Annotated in this window: 19 protein-coding genes and 3 pseudogenes; 15 read left to right on the forward strand and 7 right to left on the reverse strand. The window is 70.7% G+C overall.

Annotation, left to right across the window (positions count from 1 at the left end; genetic code table 11):
* The first annotated feature begins 160 nt into the window (after positions 1-160).
* Together ACH4TG_RS34690 and ACH4TG_RS34695 are read left to right on the forward strand one after the other, a co-directional pair.
* Positions 161-430: a type II toxin-antitoxin system Phd/YefM family antitoxin gene (locus tag ACH4TG_RS34690; protein ID WP_398246632.1), complete on the forward strand. Its 270-nt coding sequence runs from the start codon at positions 161-163 to the stop codon at positions 428-430.
* Positions 420-878: a type II toxin-antitoxin system VapC family toxin gene (locus ACH4TG_RS34695; protein ID WP_398246633.1), complete on the forward strand. Its 459-nt coding sequence runs from the start codon at positions 420-422 to the stop codon at positions 876-878. The genes ACH4TG_RS34690 and ACH4TG_RS34695 overlap by 11 nt, the downstream gene beginning before the upstream one ends.
* Positions 879-1,148: 270 nt before the next feature.
* Here ACH4TG_RS34695 and ACH4TG_RS34700 read toward each other — a convergent pair whose 3' ends face one another.
* Positions 1,149-1,304 (reverse strand): hypothetical protein, encoded by a 156-nt coding sequence (locus tag ACH4TG_RS34700; protein WP_398246634.1) that lies wholly within the window; start codon positions 1,302-1,304, stop codon positions 1,149-1,151.
* A gap of 55 nt (positions 1,305-1,359) precedes the next feature.
* On the opposite strand from ACH4TG_RS34700, the gene ACH4TG_RS34705 reads away from it, so the two are divergent.
* The 3 genes from ACH4TG_RS34705 to ACH4TG_RS34715 all read left to right on the forward strand — a co-directional run bounded on the left by ACH4TG_RS34705 (position 1,360) and on the right by ACH4TG_RS34715 (position 3,432).
* Positions 1,360-2,154: a hypothetical protein gene (locus ACH4TG_RS34705; RefSeq protein ID WP_398246635.1), complete on the forward strand. Its 795-nt coding sequence runs from the start codon at positions 1,360-1,362 to the stop codon at positions 2,152-2,154.
* Between the two features lie 560 nt (positions 2,155-2,714).
* On the forward strand, positions 2,715-2,984 hold the full coding sequence (locus ACH4TG_RS34710) for a type II toxin-antitoxin system Phd/YefM family antitoxin (RefSeq protein ID WP_398246636.1): 270 nt from the start codon (positions 2,715-2,717) through the stop codon (positions 2,982-2,984).
* Positions 2,974-3,432 carry a type II toxin-antitoxin system VapC family toxin gene (locus ACH4TG_RS34715; protein ID WP_398246637.1) on the forward strand — a complete coding sequence of 153 codons (459 nt, stop codon included), beginning with the start codon at positions 2,974-2,976 and terminating at the stop codon, positions 3,430-3,432. The genes ACH4TG_RS34710 and ACH4TG_RS34715 overlap by 11 nt, the downstream gene beginning before the upstream one ends.
* Positions 3,433-3,435: 3 nt before the next feature.
* Here the strand turns inward: ACH4TG_RS34715 and ACH4TG_RS34720 are convergent, their stop codons facing one another.
* Positions 3,436-3,726, reverse strand: coding sequence for an Imm21 family immunity protein (locus ACH4TG_RS34720; RefSeq protein ID WP_398246638.1), 291 nt, complete (start codon positions 3,724-3,726; stop codon positions 3,436-3,438).
* On the opposite strand from ACH4TG_RS34720, the gene ACH4TG_RS34725 reads away from it, so the two are divergent.
* Positions 3,725-3,946: a hypothetical protein gene (locus tag ACH4TG_RS34725; protein WP_398246639.1), complete on the forward strand. Its 222-nt coding sequence runs from the start codon at positions 3,725-3,727 to the stop codon at positions 3,944-3,946. The genes ACH4TG_RS34720 and ACH4TG_RS34725 overlap by 2 nt on opposite strands.
* A gap of 514 nt (positions 3,947-4,460) precedes the next feature.
* Here the strand turns inward: ACH4TG_RS34725 and ACH4TG_RS34730 are convergent.
* Complete coding sequence (locus ACH4TG_RS34730; RefSeq protein WP_398246640.1) at positions 4,461-5,873, reverse strand: hypothetical protein; 1,413 nt, start codon at positions 5,871-5,873, stop codon at positions 4,461-4,463.
* Positions 5,874-5,994: 121 nt separating this feature from the next.
* On the opposite strand from ACH4TG_RS34730, the pseudogene ACH4TG_RS34735 reads away from it, so the two are divergent.
* A pseudogene (locus ACH4TG_RS34735) lies at positions 5,995-6,297 on the forward strand (response regulator transcription factor); the annotation flags it as partial.
* A 61-nt stretch (positions 6,298-6,358) separates the two neighbouring features.
* Here the strand turns inward: ACH4TG_RS34735 and ACH4TG_RS34740 are convergent.
* Positions 6,359-6,772: pseudogene (locus ACH4TG_RS34740) on the reverse strand (cysteine peptidase family C39 domain-containing protein); the annotation flags it as partial.
* A gap of 397 nt (positions 6,773-7,169) precedes the next feature.
* On the opposite strand from ACH4TG_RS34740, the gene ACH4TG_RS34745 reads away from it, so the two are divergent.
* A complete protein-coding gene (locus ACH4TG_RS34745) occupies positions 7,170-8,771 on the forward strand; it encodes an FG-GAP repeat domain-containing protein (protein ID WP_398246641.1) in 1,602 nt (533 codons plus the stop codon).
* A gap of 92 nt (positions 8,772-8,863) precedes the next feature.
* Here ACH4TG_RS34745 and ACH4TG_RS34750 read toward each other — a convergent pair whose 3' ends face one another.
* Positions 8,864-11,248 (reverse strand): SdrD B-like domain-containing protein, encoded by a 2,385-nt coding sequence (locus ACH4TG_RS34750; protein WP_398246642.1) that lies wholly within the window; start codon positions 11,246-11,248, stop codon positions 8,864-8,866.
* Between the two features lie 593 nt (positions 11,249-11,841).
* On the opposite strand from ACH4TG_RS34750, the gene ACH4TG_RS34755 reads away from it, so the two are divergent.
* Complete coding sequence (locus ACH4TG_RS34755) at positions 11,842-12,522, forward strand: hypothetical protein (RefSeq protein WP_398246685.1); 681 nt, start codon at positions 11,842-11,844, stop codon at positions 12,520-12,522.
* A 5-nt stretch (positions 12,523-12,527) separates the two neighbouring features.
* On the opposite strand, the gene ACH4TG_RS34760 is transcribed toward ACH4TG_RS34755, so the two are convergent.
* On the reverse strand, positions 12,528-13,874 hold the full coding sequence (locus ACH4TG_RS34760) for a right-handed parallel beta-helix repeat-containing protein (protein WP_398246643.1): 1,347 nt from the start codon (positions 13,872-13,874) through the stop codon (positions 12,528-12,530).
* 67 nt (positions 13,875-13,941) lie between these two features.
* Here ACH4TG_RS34760 and ACH4TG_RS34765 point away from each other — a divergent pair, with 67 nt between their 5' ends.
* From ACH4TG_RS34765 to ACH4TG_RS34780, 4 genes are all read left to right on the forward strand, one after another.
* The gene (locus ACH4TG_RS34765) at positions 13,942-15,096 is read left to right on the forward strand and encodes a Dyp-type peroxidase (protein ID WP_398246644.1); all 1,155 of its coding nucleotides are present in this window, start codon (positions 13,942-13,944) and stop codon (positions 15,094-15,096) included.
* Positions 15,097-16,165: 1,069 nt separating this feature from the next.
* Positions 16,166-16,771 (forward strand): DUF998 domain-containing protein, encoded by a 606-nt coding sequence (locus ACH4TG_RS34770; protein ID WP_398246645.1) that lies wholly within the window; start codon positions 16,166-16,168, stop codon positions 16,769-16,771.
* Positions 16,772-17,231: 460 nt separating this feature from the next.
* Complete coding sequence (locus tag ACH4TG_RS34775; protein ID WP_398246646.1) at positions 17,232-19,604, forward strand: hypothetical protein; 2,373 nt, start codon at positions 17,232-17,234, stop codon at positions 19,602-19,604.
* Positions 19,605-19,912: 308 nt separating this feature from the next.
* Positions 19,913-20,584: an SGNH/GDSL hydrolase family protein gene (locus ACH4TG_RS34780; RefSeq protein ID WP_398246647.1), complete on the forward strand. Its 672-nt coding sequence runs from the start codon at positions 19,913-19,915 to the stop codon at positions 20,582-20,584.
* 185 nt (positions 20,585-20,769) lie between these two features.
* Here ACH4TG_RS34780 and ACH4TG_RS34785 read toward each other — a convergent pair whose 3' ends face one another.
* Positions 20,770-21,564: a ribonuclease activity regulator RraA gene (locus ACH4TG_RS34785; protein WP_398246648.1), complete on the reverse strand. Its 795-nt coding sequence runs from the start codon at positions 21,562-21,564 to the stop codon at positions 20,770-20,772.
* 145 nt (positions 21,565-21,709) lie between these two features.
* Here ACH4TG_RS34785 and ACH4TG_RS34790 point away from each other — a divergent pair.
* Together ACH4TG_RS34790 and ACH4TG_RS34795 are read left to right on the forward strand one after the other, a co-directional pair.
* A pseudogene (locus ACH4TG_RS34790) lies at positions 21,710-22,975 on the forward strand (alpha-L-fucosidase); the annotation flags it as partial.
* Positions 22,972-24,942, forward strand: coding sequence for a heparinase II/III family protein (locus tag ACH4TG_RS34795; protein WP_398246649.1), 1,971 nt, complete (start codon positions 22,972-22,974; stop codon positions 24,940-24,942). The pseudogene ACH4TG_RS34790 and the gene ACH4TG_RS34795, both read left to right, overlap by 4 nt.
* The last annotated feature ends 20 nt before the right edge of the window (positions 24,943-24,962 follow it).

A 24,962-nucleotide genomic window follows, 5' to 3' on the forward strand; every position in this document is an offset into this window, starting at 1 on the left:
CCACAGCTTGTTAACCCCATATTCGATCCGTCCCGCTCGGCGCACCGATCGACCGACCGGCGGAGAGTCGCCGTCTCGTCGACCCCTGCACGGCACACAGTGCGCCATTCGGTTGTAGCACCGTGTAGCACGCAGTGATCCGGCTTGCTATCCTCGGGGCATGACAGCGCAGCCCGAGATCACGCAGCGCGACCTGCGCAACCGGTCCAGAGAGATCATGGACGCAGTCCAGGGTGGGCAGTCCTTCACCGTCACCCGCGACGGGCACCAGATCGGGGAGCTCATCCCGCTACGCCGGCGCAGGCGGTTCGTGCCGCGTTCGGAGTTCGCCGCCATGTCCCGCACGGCCTCGGACGTCTCGCTGGAGGCGTTCCGGGCCGACCAGGACGCCACGGCCGAGCAGGGGACGGACGATCCCTATGCCCGCTGAGTACGCCCAGGGCCTGCTCGACACCAACATCGTCATCCTGCGCAGATGGATCGACCCCGCGATGCTTCCTGCCGAGGTGGCGATCAGCGCCATCACCCTGGCCGAACTGTCCGCGGGACCCCACGAGGTGCGCAGGAACGAAGAGCAGAGCGACTACGACGAGCACGCGGAACGGGGGCGCCGCCTCGACATCCTGCAACGCGCCGAGAACGAGTTCGACCCCATCCCCTTCGACGCCGAAGCCGCCCGCATCTACGGCAGGGTCTGCGCGGCCGTCATCAGCGCCGGACGCAAGCCGCGCCGCCGGGTCGCGGATCTGATGATCGCCGCCATCGCCATCGCCGAAGAACTCCCCCTCTTCACCACCAACCCCGCCGACTACAAGGGCCTCGACGATCTACTCACCGTGGTCCCCGTGGCCCGGCCCACCGTCCTGCACGATCGGTAGGGCTTGCCCGCCGCACCACATCCGCACTACTCCCAGCGGTACAGAGCGGTCGACCACGGCCGCCAACGGGCGCGGTCCCGCAAACACTTCAGGACCACTCGCATCTCTGACCAGCACGGATGCCGACAAGGCCCCTGTGATTCCCAAGCTCAGAGCGCGGGTTCGATTCCCGTCATCCGCTCCATACGAAAAGGCCCAGGTCGAAGACCCGGGCCTTTTGTGTTGCCTGGATCAATTCAGTGATGTCTTCAGCCGCTCACGGTCCGAGTGTTAGTAGATCTGGGCCGCGCACTCCGAGGACTGGTCCACCCGAGCCATGGTGTTGTTGAGCATGGGGCCACCCCGGGTGGTGTGGCGGATGCGCCAGAGGTCATAGGCGAAGGCACGCAGTCGGGAGTAGGTCGCGGTCGGGCGGCAGGCATCCATGACCAGCATTGCCTCTCGGGCTCTGTGGGTTTGAACCAGGGACAGGCCGATCAGTATGTACCTGGTCCCCGGTCACATCACCACGGGGAGATGCGTACGCGCGACCATCATCACCACGTATGCCGCCTGGGGAGCCGTCAACTTGTCTCTCTTAACAATCGCAGGGCCGATCTTCGGTGCCGGAGTAGTAGCGGTCATCACATACCTCACTTCCCGCTCCCGAACGCGAGCAGAGGTTCGGAAGCTGGACGCCGAGTCAGAGCGCACAAGGGCCGAGACAACCAAGATCCTTTCAGAGTTCCAAGCAGGTCCCTCGAATATTGCTGGCTCCAGCACGTTACCTAAGGGCTGGTATGTGACCGGGGCGCGGCCTGAGGACTACGAATTCGGCGTCGACACGCAGACCTTCCACAGTGGTCATGCTAGTGCCTTCATTCAAGCCCGGCCCGGCGCCAAGGAATTCGCCTCCATCGCCCAGATATTCAAGGCGGACGCTTACCGAGGCAAACGGGTACGCCTGTCCGCGATGCTCAAGGCCAGAAACGTCACCAACTGGGCAGGGATTTGGCTTCGCGTGGACGACACTCTCCACAACACAGTCGAGTTCGACAACACCTCTGACGCCCGAAGCATTTCGGGCACCCAGCGTTGGAGCCGTCGCGATGTTGTCCTAGACGTGCCTGACGAAGGCGCGACCATCCGGATAGGCTTCATCCTCTCCGGCGAGGGTCGCGTTTGGTGTGATGATGCAACGTTCGAAGAGGTAGGAATCGATATACCCGTTACCCGCAACATCAAAGAACTACGACACCAACCAGAGAATCTGGACTTCGAGGCTGGCACCGAATGATGTTACGACCCTGGGTGTCAAGGCGATCGCGTCGGCGCACCGCTTCCAGGGCCTGCGTTCGATGTCGTTGATGGCGACGATCTCAGCGACCATGCCGTCGGTCAGGTCCGGGCGCAAGGGAACTTGCCACGACCCGCGCGGTAGACGAAGAGAGGGCGGATGAACGCCGGCGGTAGCCGGGATTTTCCCGCGGGTCCGTCTACCGCCTCGTCGAGGGGACCGGCGTCGATACGGCGTCCGACACGGCAGGGGCCCTTCTGCGGCGGCGAGTTGAACACCGAGATTCCGCCTGTGAGGTCGGCTTTCGGAGGACGGGTGGACAGGGTGGTTCCGAGAACGTTGCACCCGGGGCGGCCGCCGCGCGACGGCTACCTTCTCAGTCCGTAGGTGACACCTCGAAAACGGAGCGTGGGACTGATTCAGGGTGCAGATCGAGATACCCGTCAACCGCAGCACTCACCCGCCTTACGCCATGGCCCGCTGGTCGACTGGCTGACTCCGGTCTGAAGCTGGCCCCTTCCCCCTGAGCACGCGGTGCTACCAGGTGCTACATTTGACCCATGCCAGCACAGCCCGAGATCACCCAGCGCGACCTGCGCAGCCGGTCCAAGGAGATCATGGACGCCGTCCAGGGTGGGCAGTCCTTCACCGTCACGCGTGACGGGCACCAGATCGGGGAGCTGATCCCGCTGCGCGGGCGCCGGCGATTCGTCCCGCGCTCGGAGTTCGCCGCGATGTCCCGTACCGCGTCGGACGTCTCGCTGGAGGCGTTCCGGGCCGACCAGTCCGCCACCGCCGAGCAGGAAGCGGACGACCTTTATGCCCGCTGAGTACGCCCAGGGCTTGCTCGACACCAACATCGTCATCCTGCGCAAGTGGCTCGACCCGTCGGAACTCCCCGCCGAGGTGGCGATCAGCGCCATCACATTGGCGGAGCTGTCCGCCGGCCCCCACGAGGTGCGCCGGGACGAGGAGCAGAACGACTACGACGAACACGCAGAACGCGGCCGACGCCTCGACATCCTGCAACGCGCCGAGAACGAGTTCGACCCCATCCCCTTCGACACCGAAGCCGCTCGCATCTACGGCAGAGTCTGCGCCGCGGTGATCGGCGCCGGTCGCAAGCCACGGCGCCGCGTCGCCGACCTCATGATCGCCGCCATCGCCATCGCCGAAGAACTCCCGCTCTTCACCACCAACCCGGACGGCTACAAGGGCCTCGACGGACTGCTCACCGTCGTTCCCGTCACCCGCCCCGCCGTCCTGCACCACCGATAAGACTTACGCCGACCCACGGAACTCCCCACCCGTGTGAACCGCGCGCACGCGCCATGCCCCCGCAGGTACAGGTACCCCGGCCTGCTCCGGAATGCCGCCTCCGTTGGGGTACGCCACCCCGAGATCCGCTCCCGCCTCGGCAGAATCCATGAGGACGTCATCGCCATCGGTCGTCCACATACCGCCGTCCTGCTTCTCGAAACCCCAGTTCAGCGGCGTGATCACGGTTGTCCCATCCGAATCTGCGTCAACGGCCACACCGAACGGGACGGACGTGGGGTCATACTGAGCCATGACAAGACCCGCTGCACCAAAGCGACATTTGCCCACCAGCCCCTTCAAAGCCCCGGTCACGCCAGTCGCCAAGCACTTCGCCGCGGGCGACCAGGTGACCCACGACGTGCACGGCCTCGGGCGGGTGGTGGGCGTCGAGGACGGCGTCGCGGCGCTCGTGGATTTCGGCTCGGTCCGCATGCGGATCTTGAGCCCGTACGCCAGGATGACCAAGCTGTAGGACTGCTCCGCCCGCTCACCGCACACCGGGCCACTCCGGGACCTGTCACGAAAGTGAGACCTCTCATCGATCTGACGTCGCTGTTCTCCGCTCTGGAAGGTCAACCCCGGTGTGCCACTTCGCCATCGACACCTCCGACAACACACCCCTTCCAGGCCCCGGACTTCGGGGAAGACGAGACCTACCTTGACCAGGAACCCCTTGGCGTCGGGGTCATGTCGGACGACCCCGACGTCGTGGGAAGGAACTCCTGAGAGGGGCTGAGCCTCAGTGGCGACTGACCGTCAACGGGACGGAACTGCCGCCAACGGCAATCTGATCGCTGTCGCTACGGTCCAAGGCGTCCCGTCGCAAGCAACCGTTCGGGCCACCGCGACTGATCGTTTGGATCAACGCCCTCGTTGCCACCGCCCGCCACACCCGATGCGCACCAGTGCGGGCGGTGAACACGGGTCAAAAAGGCCCAGATGAGAAATCTGGGCCTTTTCCTGTTCGGGACCTGGGTGGAAATCGTTCAGTTGGCGGTGAAGTAGTAGTCGTACGGTGCGAGCTGGATGCCGTCCTTGGTGGTCGCGTAGACCTGCAGGTCGTACCAGCCGCTCTCGGGCGGGGTCCAGGAGATCTGGGCGGAGCCGCCCGCGGTCGCCTTCACCGTGGTCGGCGTACCCCAGTTGACGGAATAGGTGTAGCTGGCCACTCCCTTCACCTTCGGCGTGAAGGCGAAGGTGCCGGGAACGCCCGCGCCGCCGCTGGAGGCGTTCTCGGCGTAGACGTCGGAGCTGACGGTCGGGCTGGTGTCGACGGGGCCGGTGGTCCACCAGTAGGACGAGCTGATCCAGCCGTTGGCGCTGGTGCTGGAAACGTAGAAGAAGTCTCCGTAGGCGCCGTTCAGGGTGAGGTTCACCTCGGCGGAGCCGTCCCCGGCCGCGTTGACCTGAGTGGTCTGCTGGCCGTTCGCGCCGAAGGTCTCCACGCTGTAGCCGACCACCGGGGAGATCGCCTGGAGGTCCGGGTTCGGCGTGAGCCGGAACGGTGTGACCTTGTCGAAGTGGACCGCGGGCACCAGCGGCGTTGCGGTGGGCCCGTCGTACTTCACGTAGAACATGTAGTCGGTCTCGTCGGACGGGTTCCCGGCACGGTCCAGGCTGCGCACCCACAGGCGGTACGGCCCGGAACCGCTCGGCGGGATCAGGCCTACTGTGGCTGAGCCGCCGAGTGTCGTCGCGTGCACGAAGTGTTTCGGGTCGCTGTACGGGTCCGTCGGCTGCGGGATTCCGTGGTCGCCGATCGGGACGACGACGGCGGCCAGACCCTGCTGCCAGTCGTACTCGTATCCGGCGACGTCACCGACCCCGTTGGCTCCGAAGGTGAACTGGACAGGCTCCCCGCCCTGGTTGAAGACATTCTGCGGATAGTTGGGCGACGTGACCGTCGGCGGCTGGTCGGGGCGGACGTCGTCCAGAGTGACGTAGCAGGCCGGCGACCAGTCCGAAGCGGAGGTGCCGGAGAGTGTCTGCGCCTGCCAGGCGTAGGTCTGCCCGTCGGCCAGGACCTCGGACGGCAGGAGCGCGCCCGCCTCGTAGCCGGCGGTGGCGAAGTCCCTCGCGACGGTGGTGGTCTGGGTCGGGTCGGCCACCGGCCAGACCCTGTACTGCATGCTCATGGAGCCGCTGCCCGTCGGGTTCGAAGGCGGCGTGCCCTGGGCGACGCCCTCGACGAAGACGCCGTTGCCTCCCCAGAGGAAGGTCGGCGCGGTCGGGTCAGTGGAGCAGTGCTGGTAGCCGTTGAAGAGATCGGTCGGCGTGGCGGCCGTCCCGTCAGCCGCGTGCGCGGGTCCGGTCCCGAGCAGCGCGAGGGCTAGCGCCCCCAGGGCGACAAGTCCGGCCCGCCAGCGGGTGGTGGTCACGGATCTCTCGGTTCTGGTCAAGGAATCCCCCCCTTGTCAGTGGCCCGGCCACCGGCCCGAACGTGGGGCCGGCTCGCGGGCGGCGGCAGAATGCTAGTTCAGCCTGGCAATTCGGCGGCCCCATTTTTTGGGTCGGCCAACGTACGACGGTGGCGCGGCCCTGGAGCACCTCCACGTCCACGACTACGACGTGGTGGTCCTCGACCGCGATCTGCCGGTGGTGCACGGCGACGAGGTGTGCCGTGCCGTCACCGCCGGACCGGGCACCGCGCGGGTGCTGATGCTGACGGCGGCCGGCACCGTCGACGACCGGGTCGCCGGCCTGTCCCTGGGTGCGGACGACTACCTCGCCAAGCCCTTCGCGTTCCGCGAACTGGGAGCGCGGGTCGCGGCGTTGGGCCGGCGGTCACGGGCCGCCGCGCCGCCCGTGCTGGAGCGGGCCGGCAGGCCCGGAGGCCTTGGCTGCGGGCGGCCTTGAGCAGGTTGCTCGCGCGCGAGCCGTCGCGGGACACCCCGCAGGCGATCCGCAGCTGCTCCAGCGGAACGAACCTGCCGAAGTGGCCGAGGACCATCGCCAGCGACGCGGCGCCGCACTCCACGGCCTCCATCTGCAGCACCGAGGGGGTGCGCACCCGGCGCGGCCGGCGGCCCCGCGGCGCCCGCCGCCTCGGGGCGGTGGCGGCCACGGTGGACCGGAACCGCAGTGTCCGGTCGGCCGGCACGTCCTCGTACACCGGGGCCGGCGCCGTCACGGCGGGCCCGCCCAACGGCAGCAGGCCAATGCGGTACGACCTGCAGTCATGGACGAAGTCCCGGTCGGCGGTGTTCCCACCGAGCGTCCGCGGCCGGTCGGGGTCGAACCAGCCGGTCGGCTGGCTCGGCCGGTAGTCCAGGGTCAACGCCGGTGCTGCACGGCTCATGCCGTCGCCTCTCGATCGCCGCGGCCGAGCGGATACCGGCCGCGCACTGACGGGAACGCGACGGCGCCCCCCTTCCGCAGGCCCCCGGGCAACGCGGCGCCGTCGCCGCACCAGTTCACGCGCCGGAACGTATCCCCCGCGTCACCACGCGGCCGTTCGGGTGGAGATCGGGGCCCGTTCGGGCCGGGTTCCACGCTCCTCCGGACCGCCCAACGCCGCGCGGACCAGCGGGACATGGAGCGCGCCGGTCGAACCGGCGAATTCCCGTTGGCGTTGTCGGACCCCGGCCCTACATTGATCAGCGGTCTCGTCACCGACGAGCACCGATCGGACGCCGGCGGGAGTCGCAACCGCGCCGGTTATCTGGGGGGGTTGGATGACGGCGACACAGTCAGACATGTACGGATTCAGACGGGTGGCTGCCGGAGCGGCGGCGACCCTGCTGCTCGGCGCGGCGTTCGCGGCGGTCCCGGGCACGGCCCGGGCGGCCGACGGGCCCACGCCGGCACCGGGCGGGCTCGGCATCAGCCCCGCGCCGGTGGGCGGCGCGGACAACGACGGTTGCGGGGCGAACCAGCCCTACGGATACGTCGGGAGGACCGTCAGCGGCATCACCTTCTCGGCGACGTCCAACGGAAGCCCGTCGGTCTGGTACGACACCGAGTTCCTCGTCGAGCCGGGCGACGGGTCGGCGCCGTACGACGTCACCGCCTCCGGATACGGCGGCTCCACGAGGAGCGCGCTGCTTCCCTCGGCCGACTTCGCGGACGGGGTCACCTACACCTGGCGCACGCGAGACGTGGACCAGGTGGGGACGGCCTCGGAATGGTCCGGCGACTGCCATTTCGTCGCCGACCTCACCCCGCCCGCCACCCCGGTCGTCACGTCCAGGGTGTTCCCGCCGGACGGCTCCACGACGCCGGCGCCACCGGTGCGCACCACCGGCACCTTCACCTTCAAGGTGTCCGGGCCCGGCTCGGAGGACACCGTCCGCTTCGAGTACGCGCTCGACCGCGACCTGGCGGCCGGCGGCAACGCCTCGGTGCCGGTCGCCGCGGACGGCACCGCGCGGGTGAAGCTGACCCCCACCCAGTGGGGGACCAACTTCCTGAACGTCCGGACCGTGGACCGGGCGGGGAACGTCTCGGGAACCGTCCGGTACACCTTCTACGTCGCCTCCACCGCCACGCGGGACAAGGCCGGGGACCTCAACGGCGACGGGAGGGCCGACCTGCTGGCCACCGGCACCGACGGCAGGCTGTACGTGCTGTACGGCAAGGGCGACGGCACGCTGAAGAGGGCGGTGACGTACGCGGACACCGGCGACGGCTGGGGGCAGGGCGGCGTGCTCCGCGACGGCGACCTCGACTTCGACGGCTACCAGGACCTGCTCCGGATCAGCGGCACCGGCTACGTCACGGGGGTCCCGAACAACGGTCTCGGGGACTTCGGCACGCGCGGGTCGTCGACGGGTCCGTGGAGCCGTGCCGACGGCACGAGCTGGACGGCGGCCACGCAGATCCTGCACGGCACGTCGGGCAGCCTGGGCACGTCCACCCGGTTCCAGGACATCCTCACCGTGGAGAACGGTCAACTGCTGCACTGGGAAAGCGACTTCGGTGGGATGACCGCCACCGTCCTGGCCACCGGCCTCGACCACAGCACGGTGATCACTCCGGGCGACGTGACCGGCGACGGCACGCCCGACATCCTCGTCCGTGACGACGTCTCCGGGAAGCTCAGCCTGGCCGCGGGCAACGCCGACGGCACGCTCGCCGCTCCCGCCGACTGGACGACGGTGGGCGAGGGCTTCACCGCCGCCCGCTACCCGCGCATCCTCAGCACCGGCGACGCCAACGGCGACGGCATCCCCGACCTCTACGCCGCCACCCGCCACGGAGTCCTGAAGTTCTTCGCCGGCCTCCCCGGCGGCGGCTTCGCCCCCGCGGTCGGCGCGCACGGCGGCCTCGACTGGACGACGGTCGTCTCCGCTGACTGACCGGCTGGCGGAACCGCGCACCGGCAACTGGCCGGCCCGCCCGCGGGAGGGGATTGCGGGCGGGCCGGCCAGGGCTGTCGCGGAGCGGCGCTTCAGTGGCGCTGGGTGCGGCGCCTACGGGTCACGTAGGCGGTTGCCGCGCCCGCGCCGAGGAGCAGGGCGCAGAGAAGGACCACCTGGGACAGGCCGGACATGCCGGTGTGGGCCAGGGAGCCTGAGCTCGGGCTCGTCGGGGTGGGCGCGGTGGGGGGCGCGGACGACGGCGGCGGCGGTGAGGTCGTCGGCGGCGCGGACGTCGGTGGTGCCTTGGGGATGTACACGCCCGCGTCGATGGTGTGGTCGACTCCTCCCGCGACGGCCGGCGCCGTGACCGGCGCGTAGCCGTTGCACAGTCTCCCGGTCGTCGGGGGGATCACGTTGGAGTCGTGTGCCCGGTTGCCGCCGGCCAGCGGAAGCGTGAACCGCAGCTTCGCGGCCGGGGGCCGGCTCGGCACCTTGCTCGTGTCGGCGGTACACACGTCGAACTGCACCGTGTACTTCGCGCCGGGCGTCAGCTGGTAGGAGGCGCCGACGCCACCGAAGTAGTACTCACCGGCCGCATCGGTCCTGGTCGTGGCGACCTTCTTGCCGCCGGCGTCCAGCAGGTTGATCGTGGAGCCCGGCAGCGGCACGTCCGCCGGGTCCTGGATACCGTTGTGGTCGCCGTCGTACCAGGTCAGGTTGCCGATCTGGATCGGCGCGTTCGCCGCCGCGTAGGCGATGTCGCCCAGCCCGCCGGCCTTGCCGAACCCGTTCTGCTCCTGGCCGATGAACTGGTACGCGTTGCCGGTCGGGTTGTTGCCCGGGCCCTGGCCGGTCGTCACGTCGTGGTAGCCGGTGCCCGCGGTCTCGATGTTGACCGTCGGGTCGAACTCCGTGCTGACGGCCCACTGCTGCTGCGGGATGTAGGCCACCGACCCCAGCGCGGTCTCCTGGTGCCCGCCGCGGTAGAAGTCGCCCGGGAAGTACTCGACGACGCCACTGCCCTCGCCGTCGTCGTTGGCGGGGTCGGCGTGGTTGGGGCAGTTGCCGGTGCCTTCCCACGCGTACCCACCGGTGGAATCGGCGCAGGCCATGGTGATGTCGCCACCGGACATGCCGAGTTCCGGGGTGTTGTTCAGCAGGCGGGGGTCCAGCCCCTTCGCGCTGAGCACGTCCATGAACCGGTCGCGGAATCCCAGGATCATCGAACCGTCCCGGGTGAAGGCGAGGCCGGCCAGCTCCGGCTGGGGATCGATGAAGGCGTTGCCCACCTTCCGCTGGTCCCAGGTCGCCAGGCTGGTGTTCCAGGGGTTCCAGTGCGTGGCCTGGTCGGCTCCGCCGGCACCGGTGAAGACGGTGCCGCGCTCGGCGGTGAGCGGATGGTCGAGCACCGTGGTGAACCGCTTGCCGTCGTACGAGTAGACGACGGCCTTGAGGTCCGCGCGCTGCTGCGTGCTCTCCGCGTCGCACACGCCCCCGACGTACAGCGTGTTGTCGTGGGCGGCGAGGCCGAACGGCCGCCAGTCGCCGGGTGCCGCGCACCCCGGGTCGGGGATCCGCACGGTCGCCTCGGGCGCCGAACCGCCGGCCCCCGTCGCGTGGAAGCTCACCAGGGACCGGGTCAGCAGGTTCACCGCGTACAGCGTGGAGCCGTCCTCCGACAGCGCCAGACCGCCGACGCTCTCCTTGCCCGGCGCGTCGGTGAACCCGGGATCCTTGATCATGTTGCCCGCGTCGTGCGGGGTCACCGCGGCGCCCGGCACCGTCGCGAACAGCTTCGGCACGGCCCCGCCGTCGACCGGCACGGTGTAGATCGCGCCGCCGCCGTCCGGCCCGTACGCGGCGTACCGGCGGGCGAACGCGCTCTGGAACAGCCGGCTGCGGTACTTGTCGTACGCCAGCCCGAACGTCGTGCCCACCTGGGACTGCGTGTCCAGCGTGGCCGGGCACGACACATCGGTGGGACACGTCCCCCGGACGTTCGTCCCGAACGCCACCAGGGCGCGGGTGTCGGTGCCGCTGGCGCCGTTCTGCACCGGAACGAAGTACCGCGAGTCCGGGAGCGTGTAGTCGGCGGGGTCCCAGACCCCGGTGACGACCGACGCGTCGGTACCGCCCGACACGTCCACGAAGGTCGTGAAGCTGTCGAAGTGGTTCGCCGCCGTCGAGGCCGGCGCCGCCCGCAGGTAGTCGCTGTACGGCGCCGGGACGCTGACGTCGACCCGGTACCGGCCGCCGGTCAGTACGGCCGAGCGGGACACCGCCACCTTTCCGGTGGCGTCCGTGATGCCGGTGACGTCGTGGCCGGCGGGGTCGGTGACCTCCACCTTCATGCCGCGCTGCGGCACGTCCATGGTCGCGTTGATCACGCCGGTGCCGAAGAAGTCCCGCAGCACCTCGACCGTCAGCGTGCCGTCGCCCGTCGAGGCGGCGGCCGGAACGACGGTCGCGCCCATGGCGCTGCCCGCCGTCAGCAGAACGCACAACCCTAATCGCGCCAGTGGCCCGGTGCGTTTGCCGGGTGGTCGGCTCGGATCTCTGCCGATTCGGCTCATGGCCTCACACTCCCTTGTCGTTTGTCCCTCGAACAGCCATCCGCTTTCGCGTACGCGACGCCTTTCCGCGGTGCGGCCGGGGGAGAATGCCGAACAAGAATTCGGGCCCACCGCCGGTTCGGTGGGCCCGAATTCACACATCTCCTGGGCGGGACATCCCCCGGCTCATGGTGGAGGACGCCCTGATCACGCCAGCTGCGCGGCCCCATCACTCGGTTCTCGACCTCCAGTGCCGGTCGCCGTCGCCGGCAGCCGCGCAACGCACTGCGCCACGTTCGGTCCCGCTCTCACGAACCCGTTGCGAATAGGCCGGGATCATGGCTGATTCGGGGAACGAAGCGGATGAATCAGCAATCATGTTAGCGTTGTGCCGCGTGCGAAGCATGAGAAACCAGAAAGGTCACTTACGCCGCGCGGCCGGCCGGCGTACAGGACCACGAATAGGCGTGCGGACACGCTGGTTGGCAGGCGTCGTCGGAATCGCGGTGGCCGGGGTGACCACGTTCCTGGTGGCCGGCACCGGCTCCGGCTCCACCGGAACGCGTCCTGTGACCTCGGACGAGGCGAACCGGCTGGCGATCACGCGGTTTCGCAACTACCAGGCGGGCGGCCGCGCGGTGACGATCACCGTGCCGGGCACCGCCGGCGGCCTGGTCGTCACCGGGTCCCTCGACTACCGCGGCAAGCTCGGCTACGGGACGGTGCGCGGCACCGGGCGCGACACGTCCAGCGACGGGCTGATCGAGTGGACCGCCACCACGGTGCTCGTCCACCCGATGGCCGACCCCCCGGCGCACGCGCCCGCGTCGCCGCCCCCGTCCGGCTGGTTCAGCCGCCCGTTGCAGCCGTCCGGCAGTTCGCTGGACACGTCGCTGACCATCGCGCTCGGCCTCGGCAGCGACCGGCCGGACAACGCCGAGTTGCTGCCGCAGAACGGCGCCGTCCGGATCGGGCACGACCAGGTGGCCGGCCACCGGGTGGACGTCATGACGGGGCCGCACGCGCGCACCGCGGCCGGTACGGCGGGCGCGGTGCGCTACTGGATCGGCGCGGACGGCACCATGTACCGGGTCCGCGTCGGCGTGGCCTCCCAATCGCAGCCTGTGGTCATCGACTTCGACACCCAGCAGTACGTCCCGGTCCACCCGGTGCCCGGCGTCACACCGGCTCCCTAGCGTCGTCAGGACGTCCGCACCCGCGCGCCCGCGGCGAGCAGTGACGCGGACGGCAGGACGATGTCCGAGGTGTCCGGCAGCACCGGCACCGCCGGAACGGCGGTGGCGCCCGTGGTGGTCGCGTTCGGGAACTCCGGCTGCGCCGGGGGCGCCGCCACGTCGGTGAACGGGATGCCGCCGGGCGCCGTCGGCGCCGTCCACGTGCCGGACGGCGAGGACGCGCCGGCGGGAAGCGGGCAGGACGCGAGGGCCGGGAGCCGGGCGGGAACCGTCGTGCGCAGGACGTTGCCGTGCAGGCAGTTGCCCCGTCCCCGGGTGGCGGTGCGGAACGTCCAGCCGACGTCGACGCCGTTGGCGGCGAAGGTGTTGTCCTGGATCCGGTTGCCGTTCGGCGGGATGTCGGCGCTCGCGGTGATCACCAGGCCCGCGTTGCTGTTCCCGGCGACGCGGTTGCGGACGAACACGTTGTCGCTGCCGCCGTCGACGCCGATGCCGATGCCCCACCCGCCGTCGGCCTGCTGCGGCGTCGCCGTCTGCTGGTTGGCCGCGATCAGGTTGCCCGCGACGACCGCGCCCCGCTGCGGGAGCAGCTTCTCCTGGTGGTCGGAGTCGGTGGTGAGCCCGACCCGGTTGCCGGCCAGGCGGTTGCCGACCACGTACATGTCGCCGCTGGCGTTGGTGCCTTCGTACCCGACCGCGTTGAGTTCGGCGATGTTGTCCCGCACCACGATGCGGCAGGGCCTGCACTGCCCGACGTAGATGCCCGAGTCGGCGCCGCCCGAGGCGTACGAGTGCTCGATGACACCGTCCTGCGCGGAGAACGCGTAGATGCCGTAGAGCCCGTTGCGGGTCGCGGTCACATAGGAGACCAGGAACGACTTGAGGAAGGTGACGGGCTCGCTGCCGGTGTCGTAGCCCCCGGACCGGCCCGGCAGCCCGGCGACGGCCTTCCCCGAGCCGGTGACCAGGATCCCGTTCTGGGTGTTGTTCTCCACGGTCAGGTTCTCCACGGCCACCCCGGGAGCGGCGACGACGACGCCGTTGGGCTGCTGCAACCGCCCGTCGATGACGACCTTGCCCCGGGACTCGCCACGAAGCGTGACGCGAGCCGTCGAGATCCTCACCGACTCGTGGTAGACGCCCGGCGCGACCAGCACGAGGTCGCCGGGGCGGGCCAGGGACACCGCGGCCGAGATCGTCGGGGCGTCGGCCGGCACCTTGATCGTCACGTGCGCGCCGGACGGGCGCCGCCCCTTGCCCGTTCCGCCGTCGCCCCCGCCCCCACCGCAGCCGGCCAATAAGAGCGTCAGGGTGCCCATGAGGACCATGGTGCGAAGACCGAGGCGAGTCATGACCTGATCCTGGCAGGGCGCCGACGCAATTCGCAGGCGCGGAAGGGGATATGGCATTCTTCACACTGTGCGCCCACCCGACTCCCATCCGTCACGCCGCGCGTTCCTCGGTGCCACCGGGGGTGTGGCGGCCGCCGGCCTCACCGCCGGGTGCGAAGCGCATTCCGCTCCGTCGGACAAGCACGGCGCCACCGCCTCACCGGCCGCGCCGGTGCCGGCGACGGGCCGCCACCAGGCGGGCATCACGCTCCCGCAACCGGCCCAGCCGAACCTGCTGGCCGTGGTGGCCGACGTCCGGGACGGCGTGGCCGTCGGCCCGTTGCTCGCCGAACTCGGCCGCTCCGTCGGCACGTTGACCTCGGGGACCGACGCCCGGCTGCTCGGCCTGCCGCCCGGCGATCTCACCGTGACGATCGGGGTGGGCCCCCGGCTGGTGCGCACGGTCGACCCCTCCCTTCCCGGCGCGGCGGACCTCCCGCCGTTCCCCCGCGAGCGGATCACCCCGCAGGCGCGCGGCGGTGATCTGCTGATCCAGATATGCGCCGGCGACGCGCTGGTGGTCCCGATCGTCGCCACCGCGCTCCTGGACCAGGCCGGCGACCGGTTACGCGAACGCTGGCGGCAGTCCGGCGGCCGCGGCCCGAACGTCCCCGTGGCCAAGGGCCTTTCCGCGCCGCGGAACCTGCTCGGCTTCGTCGACGGCATCGTGGGCCCGCACACCACGGCCGACCAGCAGCGCCACCTGTGGCTGGCCGGGCCGGCTCCGGTCGCCGGCGGCACCCTCGCCGTCCTGCGGCGCATGGAACTCCAACTACCGCGCTTCGCCGCGCTGTCCGTCACCGAGCAGGAGGCGGTCATGGGCCGCCGCCGGGCCGACGGCGCGCCCCTGTCCGGCGGCACGATCGCCTCGGACCCCGAACTCGGCGCCAAGACGCCGGACGGACGCTACCTCGTCCCGGCAGACGCCCACGTCCGCCGGGCGAACGCCAACGTCGTCGGCGCCGGCCTCATGCTCCGCCGCTCCTACAGCATCGCGGAACCCGCCGCGGGCCTGCTCTTCGCCAGCTTCCAGAACGACCTGCGGACGTTCACCAGCACCCTCACCCACATGGGGAGTTCCGACGCGCTGCTGCAGTTCACCACCACGACCGCCAGCGCGACCTTCCTGATGCTCCCCGGTTTCGACCGGCAGAACCCGCTGGGATCCACGCTGTTCGGCTGAGCAGGGACGCGCCCGGTGCGAGGGCGGCGACGCGGCCGGCGGGTGTCAGGTGCCGATCCCCTGCGGATAGCGGAAGAAGCCGGTCGGGCCGTACGCCCGCTTCCCCCTGACCGGTGGTGGTGGAGTACCCGGCGTGGTTGTGGCCGAGCCCGGAGCGGGGTGCGGCGGGCAGCCCCACCGAGCGGGCCCGGCGGACCGCGGTGCGGACGTCGGCGGTGGTGCCGCACGCGACGATTCCCCCCGGGTGGATCCCGGCGTAGCGGTGGTTGAACGGGACCGCCGGCGGCGGGTAGCGGTCGCCCCTCGGCCGGTAGAGGGTGGAGCTCGATGACAGCGCGCCGGCCAGCCGCTTCCAGTCCCGGGGGCCGACCCGCTCCGCCTCCCCGGTGGGCGAGGCGGCGGCGGGTGCCGCCTGCGCACCCAGCATCCCCGTGACCAGAGCACCCAGCGTGCCCGCCCGTACGACGTCCCGCCTGTTGATCATCGTGGCCGCCTCTCGCGAGAATCGCCCGAAGGCGCGATCGCCTGCCCGAGAGGTCAACCGATCGCCGGCCGGCGCAGGCGCGCAACAGGCTCTGAGCGCGCCTGCCCGCAACCCCGACGGGTGCCCGGCATACCGCCGGACGGGGCGGGCCGGACGCGGTGCGCCGGGAGCGATGCGACATGAAGTGCGGTTCCCCGTCACGGCGTTGGGTCGGCCGGCACCGTCGCCGGCAAGGGTGCTGCCGGGCCACGGTACCGGCTGGTCCGCAGTCCGCCGGAGGACGTCGCCGCGGTGCGCCGGATCCTCGCGCCGCTGGCCGCGGGGGCTTCCCACCAGGACCCTCGCATGGCTCGAGGGTGCGCGGCGCCTGCCGGACGCCGTCCTCGGCGCGGCCCCCGAAGACGGAGGGGAAACCGGCGCCGGAAGGCCGGGGTCGGCTGCGACGAGAGCGTCGAGCGGGACATGACCGGAGCTGCCGCGCTCCTCGCCGCGCCGATGGGCGGCTCGGCCGCCCGGCAAGGCCACCGCTTCGACGCACCCGCGTGTACGTAGAAGATGGAGGTATGCCCGTTTTACGGTGGTCTCATGGATCGGGTGACGTGGTGGGCAGTGCTCTCGTCCGCATGCGCTCCCCTGGTGCTGATCGGCGGCTCGACGACGGCCGCGGCGATGCAGGGGGCCGCGTACAACCCCGTCCGCCAGACGATCAGCGTGCTCGCCTCCGACGGCGACACCGGGTACTGGGCGCTGTCCACGACGCTGATCGCGCTCGGGCTGTGCCATATGACGACCGCCTGCGGGCTGCGGGCGGCCGCCCCCGCGGGGCGTCTGGCGCTCGGCGCCGGCGGGGTGGCCGCGATCGTGCTGGTGCTGTTCCCCGCGCCGAAGAGCGGCGGCTCGTTCGCCCACGGTTCGGTGGTCGCGGTCGGCTTCTCCCTGCTGGCCCTGTGGCCGGTCCTGGCCTGCGCCCGCGCCCCGGGTGCGCCACTGGGCACGAACACGCCCTGGGGCCTGCGGACCGTGCCGTCGCTGACGGCGTCGGCCCTGATGGTGGCCGGGGCCGCCTGGTTCCTGGTCGAACTGCAACTGCGCGGCGCCGCCGGCATCGCCGAACGCGTCCTGACCGCCGGGCAGGCCCTGTGGCCCGTGGTGGTGGTCGTCTCCTGCCTCTTCACGCCGCGTCGCGCGTGACGCGCCGCCCCGACCTCATCGGGGCGAGCGGTGGAGGGCGGTGAGTGCCGCGCGGACGCTGTCGGCGAGGAGGGGGGGCGGTCTGACGCTGGGCGTCGGGTCGGCGCATGTCCCGCAGCCTCGCCCCCGGTCCGGACGCCGTCAAAGACGCATCGCCCTGTCGGTTCCGCGCGTCGCGCGTCGCGCGGGGCAGCCGGGCGAGGCGCGACGCCGTCCCACCGGGCCGGCGGGCCTGGCCAGCGCGAACGCCACAGGCGAATATTTCCTACTTATTGTCTCCACTCATGACTATGAATCCGATCTAGCATCTTGACCTCTGCTGCGCTGGCACCCAGAATCATGCGCGGCATCGGGGAGTGTCTCAGGTCTATCCCGCCGCATCTCTCACATGCCGTGACATGACGCACGCCTTGATCTGAAACTTCCACCGCACGTTCACACACGCGAGGACGGTTGCAGAATGCTTGACAGAAGGCGCTACCTTGCCCTGCTCGCGGCCGCCGGAGTCGGCGCGAAGATCGCTCTCGAACCGGCGGTCGCGCAAGCCCGGCCACTCGGCGCAGCGGTTTCCCGAGCGGATGGCCTGGCTGCCGAATTGAACGGTTCCCTGCGGGAGTTGCACGGCTCCCTCCGGGTGTCGGTTCGAGAATACGACGGCACGACCCTGCGCCAGGTCCAGGAATTCGGCGGTGCCACACTGACCGACGGGCCGCGGCAGTGGCGACTGGAGCAGGAGACCCGGCGGGTGCCCGACGGTCACGGGTGGGAGGTCACCCTGACCTGCACGCTGGAGGAAGGGGAGGCGGAACAGACCGCGATCTCCGTCGATTTCCCGTTCGACGAGTGGGAGACCGCGAACTACGTGATGATCCCCGGCATCGTCTACAACGGCAATCGCTATCGCGCCATCGGCAACGGATACAATCCGGACTATCCGGTCGACATGTACTATAACCCTCTGACGCCGGTGACGATATCGAACAACCCGCGACTGGCCTCCGACTCCTCGGCGCCTTCGCGGATCGAGCTGGAAACCTGCAGCACCGCCGCCCCGGCCATGAGCTTCTTCTCGCCCAAGCTCAAGAAGGGCTGGATCGTCCTCACGGAGCAGGGAACCCGTCTGGGCAACAGCGGACTCACGGTCGAGGAGAGTGCGGACCGGGCCAGCTGCGCATTCCACGTCTCGGCGCCCGTCGTGCGCCGGCAGGTGGCCGGTTTCGGCGACTTTCGGCCAAGCGACGACAGGGCGTCGAACTGGGCTCCCGGTGACGCCGTGTCGATTCGCTTCCAGATCTTCGCCTTCGAGGCCGACGGAATTCCTGCCGTCCTGCAGAAGTTCATGGATGTAAGAAAATCACTCACCGGTCCCACCATGCCCCGCAACCTGCTTCCGATGAGCAAGCTGGCGCAGCTCGGCACCGACATCTGCCGGGGTAATTTCACCGAGACGACGGCCGGCAGGTACTATCTGCCGGAAAATTCCAAGGACTTTCAGCTCGGCTGGGTGAGCGGCATGATCAACACCTATCCCATGCTCGCCCTCGACGACCCGACGGAACGCGGCCGGGTCTCGGACGAGCTCGACTTCATCTGCTCCCGCATGAAAGGGCGAAGCGGATTCTTCTACGGCTACATCACTCAGGGTGCCGTGATCCGGTCGGAGAAGGCTCACCCCGACTTTCCGGCGGTCCAGGCGATGGTGCGCAAGAACGGAGACGTACTCTTCTGGCTCATCAAGCACATGATGCTCCTGAAGGCACAAGGGCATGGCGACACCATCAAGGAATCATGGGAAATGGCCGCGAGCGGCCTGGCCGCAGCCTTCACCCAGACCTGGCGAGAGCACGGCGAGTTCGGCCAGTACATCACGCCCGAGACAGGCGACATCGCCGTCTACAACTCGACGGCCGGCGCCATCGCTCCGGCCGGACTCGCCCTGGCCGCTGAATACTTCCGTCGTCCGGACTGGTTGGCCGTCGCCGAGGAGGCGGCCGAGTTCTACTACGCGCGCGACGTCGCGTCCCGTGGCTTCACCGGCGGAGCGTGCGCGGATATCTCACAGGATGCGGATTCCGAATCCACATTTGGACTCCTGGAATCATTCATGGCGCTGTACCAGTACACCGGGAAGCGGGTTTGGCTGAATCGCGCGCAGGTCCAGGCCGCACTGTGCTCGTCCTGGACACTTGCGTACGATCCGCTGTTTCCGGCCGGCAGCGATATCGCGCGGCTGGGGGGAAGGATGGCCGGCGCTGTTTGGGCGAGCAGCCAGAACAAGCATGCCGCGCCCGGTGTCTGTACGTCCTCCGCCGACCATCTGTTCAAGCTCTATCGAGCGACCGGGGACAAGAAGTACGCCGAACTCATCAGCGACATCCAGCATGCCCACGCCGAGGCCGTCAACATGCCGGGGCACATCACCACCCACAACCTCATCGGTTCGAGCATGGAGCGGATCCAGCCCAGCGACTCCGAGGGCGAGGGGGCCGTCGGCAACTTCATCAGGACGAGAAACTCCTGGTGCGAGACCGACGGTGTCCTGATGGCACTCGAACTTCCCGGCATCTACGTCCGGCCCGGGGAAGGAGTCCTCATCCCCTTCGACCACGTCGAGGCCGAATACGTCAGCGAGAGCCGTCGCGCCACCGTGGTCCGCCTGACGAACGGCACGCCGTACACGGCACAGGTGTCGGTGCTGGCGGAAACCGCCCGCCAATCCGCCCGCCCCCTCGGGTACACGGCGTTCCTCGACTGGCCGCGAGTCGAGGTCCCGGCCGGCGGGGCGCTCACCGTGAAGGTCACCAGGGACGGCAAGGTCACACCCCAAGCCTGATCCGGCCGCATTCGACCTCAGGCATCGCGCAGCGGGCAGCGGGACGAAATGCGCACCCTTTTCATCCCGCACCTGACCGGCTTTTCCGGAACCGTGGTATGCCGCGCCGAATCATTGTTCCGGCCCCATCGAGCGGTGTAGCATCCTTTTCGATCGCCGCCCGTTTCGCCGGAAAGCCAGGGGCGGTTCCCGCCGGTACGGGCAGGGCGTTAACGGACACTGCCGTCCGTCGCGCACCTCGACCGAAAGATATGCGGCGAGCACGCGCCGGACCGCCGGTGCGGGAAAAACGCTTTCGAGGAGAGACGATGTCCGTACGGCTTGACGATTCCGTCCGTGTGCTGTTCCAGGGCGACAGCATCACCGACGCGGGGCGGGACCGCGAGGACGGTTTCAGTCTGGGCACCGGCTATGTCAGCCTGATCGCCGGACATCTGGCGGCGGCCGGCTCCGGCCGGCAGGTCCTCAACCGCGGGATCAGCGGCAACCGCGTCCGCGATCTGCGGGCCCGCTGGCAGGAGGACGCCCTCGACCTCGCTCCCGACCTGCTGTCCGTGATGATCGGCATCAACGACACCTGGCGGCGTTACGACTCCGGCGACATCACCACGCTCGAGGACTACGAGCGGGACTACCGCGTCATCCTCGACCAGGCCCGCTCGGCGGGTGCGCGCCTGGTGCTCGTCGAACCGTTCCTCGTGCCGGTCGAGGACGCGCAGTGGACCTGGCGCGAGGACCTCGACGGGCGGATCTCCGTGGTCCGCCGGCTCGCCGCCGAGTTCGACGCCGCGCTGCTCGCGGCCGACGGACTGCTCAACCAGGCGGCGCGTGAGGCGGGCAGCCCCGCCGCGATCGCCCGGGACGGCGTGCACCTGACGCCGGAGGGACACGCCTGCCTGGCCGCCGCCTGGCAGAAGCTGGTCGGCGCCGAACAGCCCGCCGCCGTCCGGGCGGAGTCCGGGAGCGTCGTGCGCCCGTGACGCCACCGGCGGCCTGACCTCCGGCATCGGATCCGGATCCCCGCAGGCCGCACGGTACGGCAAGGGCGTCCGCCCCCGATCCGTCCACCGCTGAGGCGTCCCCTTCCGGGGCGTCCGCGCCAGGACGGACCGGGCGTGGACGCCCTTGTCCGTTTCAGGACCCCGCACCCACCGCGGCGACCGGCTCATCCCGCCGCTTGGTCCGCCCCCTGCGGTGTCGCCCCCTGCGCCGCCAGGTACTCCGCCAGGCCGGCCTCGGTGAGCGGGTAGTAGTCCGACAGCCTCCCGCCCTCGTCGAGGCGGCGGCGGGCGAACGCCTCGCGGTCCTGGTGGGCCAGCGAGTCCTCGCTGAGCGGGACCGCCTGCTCCTGCGGCACCGCGACGGCCCCGTCCTCGTCGGCGACGATCAGGTCCCCCGGCGTCACCAGCACGCCGCCGACGCCCACCGGCACGTTGAACGCGGACGGGAACAGCTCCGTCTGCGAGGCGTAGTGCGGCGTCACCCCCGTGCACCAGACGGGAACCCCGAGCGCGCGGATGCGGGCCGCGTCCCGTACCCGCCCGTCGACGACGATGCCCGCGCCCCCGCGCAGCTTGAAGTAGCGCACCAGCATGTCGCCGAGGCAGCCCGTGAAGTGGCTCCCGTACGCGGACACGACGAGCACGTCGCCGGGCTGTATGGACTCCAGCACGCCCCACAGGGCGGTCTTGCGCTCGGCGTCCTCCTGCGCGGCGCCGGAGAAGACGTCCTCGCGCTGCGGGAGGAACTGCAGGGTCACGGCACCGCCGACGACCGTGACGTCCGGCTCCCTGTGCAGCGGCACCGGACCGTCGATGAAGGTCCGGGTGATGCCGGACTGGTGCAGCTTCGCGCAGGCGGTCGCGGCGCTCACCCCCTTCAGCGCCGTGAGCATGCGCTCGGTCGGCCGGACGTAGGACGCGGTGTGGACCGGCGCCCGCATCGACTCGTAGGTGGGCATGTCCCCCGCCCCCGGCGCTCCCTGATCCCCTGTCGGGCTCATCGCCACGCCTTTCCGCGCACAGCTCTGCACGCAACCATCAGTGACATTATCGCCTATCGATGGTAGATAACAGCCGACCACCAACAGCTGTCAACCACAGGAGACTTCCGTGCCCACGCCGTCCACCGGCTGGTTCGAGGCCGCGCGCTTCGGACTGTTCGTCCATTTCGGGCTCTACAGCCTCGCGGCGCGGCACGAGTGGGTGCGCAGCCGGGAGTCCATGTCGCAGGAGGCGTACGACCGCTACCTGGAGCACTTCGACCCGGACCTGTTCGACGCGGGGAAGCTGGCGCGGGCGGCGCGCGAGGCCGGCATGCGGTACGCGGTCCTGACCACGAAGCACCACGACGGCTTCTGCCTGTTCGGCTCCTCGCTGACGGACTACACGTCGGTGCACGCGACCGGCCGGGACCTGGTGGCCGAGTTCGCCGAGGCGATGCGGGCGGAGGGGCTGCGGGTGGGGCTGTACCACTCGCTGCTCGACTGGCACCATCCGCACTTCCCGGTGGACCGCCATCACCCGCTGCGCGGGACACCGGCAGCGCAGGAGCCCCGGGACATGGCGCTCTACCGCGACTACCTGCACGCCCAGGTACGGGAGTTGCTGACCGGTTACGGCCGGATCGACCTGCTCTTCTTCGACTTCACCTACCCCGGGATGGGGGCCGCCGAGTGGGGGTCGGCGGAACTGCTGGAGACCGTGAGGGAGTTGCAGCCGGGCATCGTCGTCAACGACCGGCTCGGCATCCCGGGCGACTACGTGACCCCCGAGCAGTACCAGCCGGACGAGCCGCTGGAGCGGGACGGCGTGCCGGTCATGTGGGAGGCCTGCCACACCCTCAACGGGTCGTGGGGCTACGACCGGGACAACCACGACTACAAGGACCCCGGCCTGCTGGTCCGGATGCTGGTGCAGTCGGTGGCCTGCGGCGGGAACATGCTGCTCAACGTCGGCCCGACCGGCCGGGGCGCGCTGGACCCGCGGGCCCGTGACACGCTGGGGCGGATCGGCGCGTGGATGGAGCTGCACGCCCGGTCCGTGCACGGGGCCGGCCCGAGCGCGTACGAGGCACCCGCCCACGCCTTCTACACCCAGGCGGGGAACCGCCTCTACCTGCACCTGCCGACGTGGCCGCTCAAGCACCTCCATCTGCCGGGCCTGGCCGGGCGGGTGCGCTACGCGCAGTTCCTGCACGACGGGTCCGAGGTCCGCTTCCAGCGGATCGACGGCACGCAGCACGAGCACAACAACCTGGCTCCCCCCGGCCGTTCCGCGGACACGCTCACGCTGACGGTGCCGGTCGCCCGGCCCGACGTCCTGCTCCCGGTGATCGAACTCGTCCTGGACGAGGAGGGTGGAGCGCGGTGACCGGTCCTCTTTCCGCACGTCTGGCCCCGGTGCCGGCCCCGCTGCCGGACCCGCCCGGCGCTGACGCGCTCGCCGAGCTGCTGTCGGGCGCCCCCGCCGCGCGGTGCGGCGTCCCCGACGTGACCGACCGGCCCGTGTGGGACGCTGTTCCCGAGGTGGTGCGCGCCGAGGTCCTGGCCGAAGCCGCCGCCGAACTGGACCGCCCGGCACCGGCGTTGTCCGCCTCCGCCTGGGCCAGGACGTTCCGCGACGGGGACCGCGGCGCCTACGAGGGGCAGGTCAGGGCGCTGCGGGAGCGGGTGACGCTGCTGGTGCTGGCCGCCGTGCTGACCGGCGAGGCGGCCGAGGCGACGGCGCCCGGAGGGTGCCCGCATCTCGACGCCGCCGCGGACGGGCTGGTCGCCCTCGCCGAGGCGAGCACCTGGTGCTGGGCGCCGCACGACCGCACCACGGCCTCGCACGGGGAACTGGTGCCTGATCCGGAGCAGCCGTTCCTCGACCTGGGCGCGGCGGAGATCGCCTCGCTGTTCGCGTGGGCGGACCGCGCGCTGGGACCGCACCTCGACCTGCGGATGCCCGGCCTGCGCCGCCGCCTGCGCCGCGAGGTCGACCGCCGGGTCCTCGCGCCGTACGAGCGGATCCGGGACTGGCACTGGATCGGCGCCGACGGCACCGCCAACAACTGGAACCCCTGGATCGTCAGTGCCGTCGTGACGTCGGCACTGCTGCTCTGCGACGACGACGCCAGGCGCGCCCGGCTGGTCCGGCTGGCCGTCCGCGACCTGGACCACTACCTCGTCACGCTGCCCGACGACGGCGGGATCGACGAGGGCATCGCCTACTGGTTCGCCGGCGCGTGCCGCGTGCTGGAGGTGCTGGACCTGCTCGCCGACGCCGGCGGCGCCGGTCTCGACGCCCGGGACCTGCCGCTGCTGGCGCCGTTGCTGCGCTACCCGCAGCGCATGCACTTCGGCGCGGACCACTACGTCAACGTCGGTGACGCGCCTGCCCGGTTGGGCGGCGGGCGGCCCTGGCAGGTGGTGTTCCGCTGGGGTGAACGGCTCGGGCAGCCGGAGACGGCCGCCCACGCGGTGGCCGCGGCCCGGGACGCGGGCGGCATCGCGGTCACCGGGGGTCTCGGCCGCTCGCTGTCCGCGCTGGCGGACGCACGGTGGTGCCGCGCCGTCACGGCGGCACCGGCAGAGGCGGAGGAGAAGGCGGAAGCGCCCTGGCTGGCCGGCGCCTGCTGGCTCCCCCGCCTGCAGGTCCTGGTGGCACGGGAGTCGGCGGGCAGCCCGTCCGGGCTGGCGCTGGCGGCGAAGGCCGGGCACAACGGCGAGCACCACAACCACCTGGACGTCGGCTCCTACTGGGTGGCGGTGGACGGACGTCCGCTGGTGGTGGACGTCGGGCGGCCCGTCTACACCGCGCAGACCTTCGGGCCCGACCGGTACGCGGCCTGGCCGTTCCAGAGCGCCTGGCACAACGTGCCCGAGCCCGGCGGAGGGCAGGCGCCCGGCGCCGCGCACGGGGCCGGCGAGGTGACCGTACGGCTCGACGAGGCGGGCGCCGCGCTGCGCGCCGAGGTGAGCGGCGCCTACCCGCGGGGGCTGGTGGCGTGCTGGGAGCGGGAGTTGCGGCTGGAGCGCGCCGCGGGCGCCGACCCGGCCCAGGTGGTCGTCGAGGACCGCTGGGAGGGGCGGCGGGACGGACCGCTGATGATCCGCCATGTCCTGGCCGGGCACGTCGAGTCGGGCAAGGGGTGGGCGACCGTGACGGCTGACGGGGGCGCCGGCCTGCGCATGGAGTGGGACCCGCGGGTCGCCGCCGCCTGGGTCGAGGTGCGGGAGCTGGACGACCCGCTGCTGAGGGAGAGCTGGGGAGACCGCCTCACCCGCGTGACCCTGACGCTCCTGGAGCCCGCCGACTCCGGCCGCGTCGCCGTGCGTTGGCGCCGGTCGGACTGAACGCAAGGGCTTGCCGCACG

The sequence above is a fragment of the Streptomyces sp. NPDC020917 genome (assembly GCF_044333795.1).
In the GTDB taxonomy this organism is placed as follows: Bacteria; Actinomycetota; Actinomycetes; order Streptomycetales; family Streptomycetaceae; genus Actinacidiphila.

What these genes read in the sequence shown, in the direction of transcription:
- ACH4TG_RS34690 (WP_398246632.1), top strand. Translation starts at nt 161, where the DNA reads ATGACAGCGCAGCCCGAGATCACGCAGCGCGACCTGCGCAACCGGTCC.
- ACH4TG_RS34695 (WP_398246633.1), top strand. Translation starts at nt 420, where the DNA reads ATGCCCGCTGAGTACGCCCAGGGCCTGCTCGACACCAACATCGTCATC.
- ACH4TG_RS34700 (WP_398246634.1), bottom strand. Translation starts at nt 1,304, where the DNA reads ATGGATGCCTGCCGCCCGACCGCGACCTACTCCCGACTGCGTGCCTTC.
- ACH4TG_RS34705 (WP_398246635.1), top strand. Translation starts at nt 1,360, where the DNA reads ATGTACCTGGTCCCCGGTCACATCACCACGGGGAGATGCGTACGCGCG.
- ACH4TG_RS34710 (WP_398246636.1), top strand. Translation starts at nt 2,715, where the DNA reads ATGCCAGCACAGCCCGAGATCACCCAGCGCGACCTGCGCAGCCGGTCC.
- ACH4TG_RS34715 (WP_398246637.1), top strand. Translation starts at nt 2,974, where the DNA reads ATGCCCGCTGAGTACGCCCAGGGCTTGCTCGACACCAACATCGTCATC.
- ACH4TG_RS34725 (WP_398246639.1), top strand. Translation starts at nt 3,725, where the DNA reads ATGACAAGACCCGCTGCACCAAAGCGACATTTGCCCACCAGCCCCTTC.
- ACH4TG_RS34720 (WP_398246638.1), bottom strand. Translation starts at nt 3,726, where the DNA reads ATGGCTCAGTATGACCCCACGTCCGTCCCGTTCGGTGTGGCCGTTGAC.
- ACH4TG_RS34745 (WP_398246641.1), top strand. Translation starts at nt 7,170, where the DNA reads ATGTACGGATTCAGACGGGTGGCTGCCGGAGCGGCGGCGACCCTGCTG.
- ACH4TG_RS34750 (WP_398246642.1), bottom strand. Translation starts at nt 11,248, where the DNA reads ATGGGCGCGACCGTCGTTCCGGCCGCCGCCTCGACGGGCGACGGCACG.
- ACH4TG_RS34760 (WP_398246643.1), bottom strand. Translation starts at nt 13,874, where the DNA reads ATGACTCGCCTCGGTCTTCGCACCATGGTCCTCATGGGCACCCTGACG.
- ACH4TG_RS34770 (WP_398246645.1), top strand. Translation starts at nt 16,166, where the DNA reads ATGGATCGGGTGACGTGGTGGGCAGTGCTCTCGTCCGCATGCGCTCCC.
- ACH4TG_RS34775 (WP_398246646.1), top strand. Translation starts at nt 17,232, where the DNA reads ATGCTTGACAGAAGGCGCTACCTTGCCCTGCTCGCGGCCGCCGGAGTC.
- ACH4TG_RS34780 (WP_398246647.1), top strand. Translation starts at nt 19,913, where the DNA reads ATGTCCGTACGGCTTGACGATTCCGTCCGTGTGCTGTTCCAGGGCGAC.
- ACH4TG_RS34785 (WP_398246648.1), bottom strand. Translation starts at nt 21,564, where the DNA reads ATGCCCACCTACGAGTCGATGCGGGCGCCGGTCCACACCGCGTCCTAC.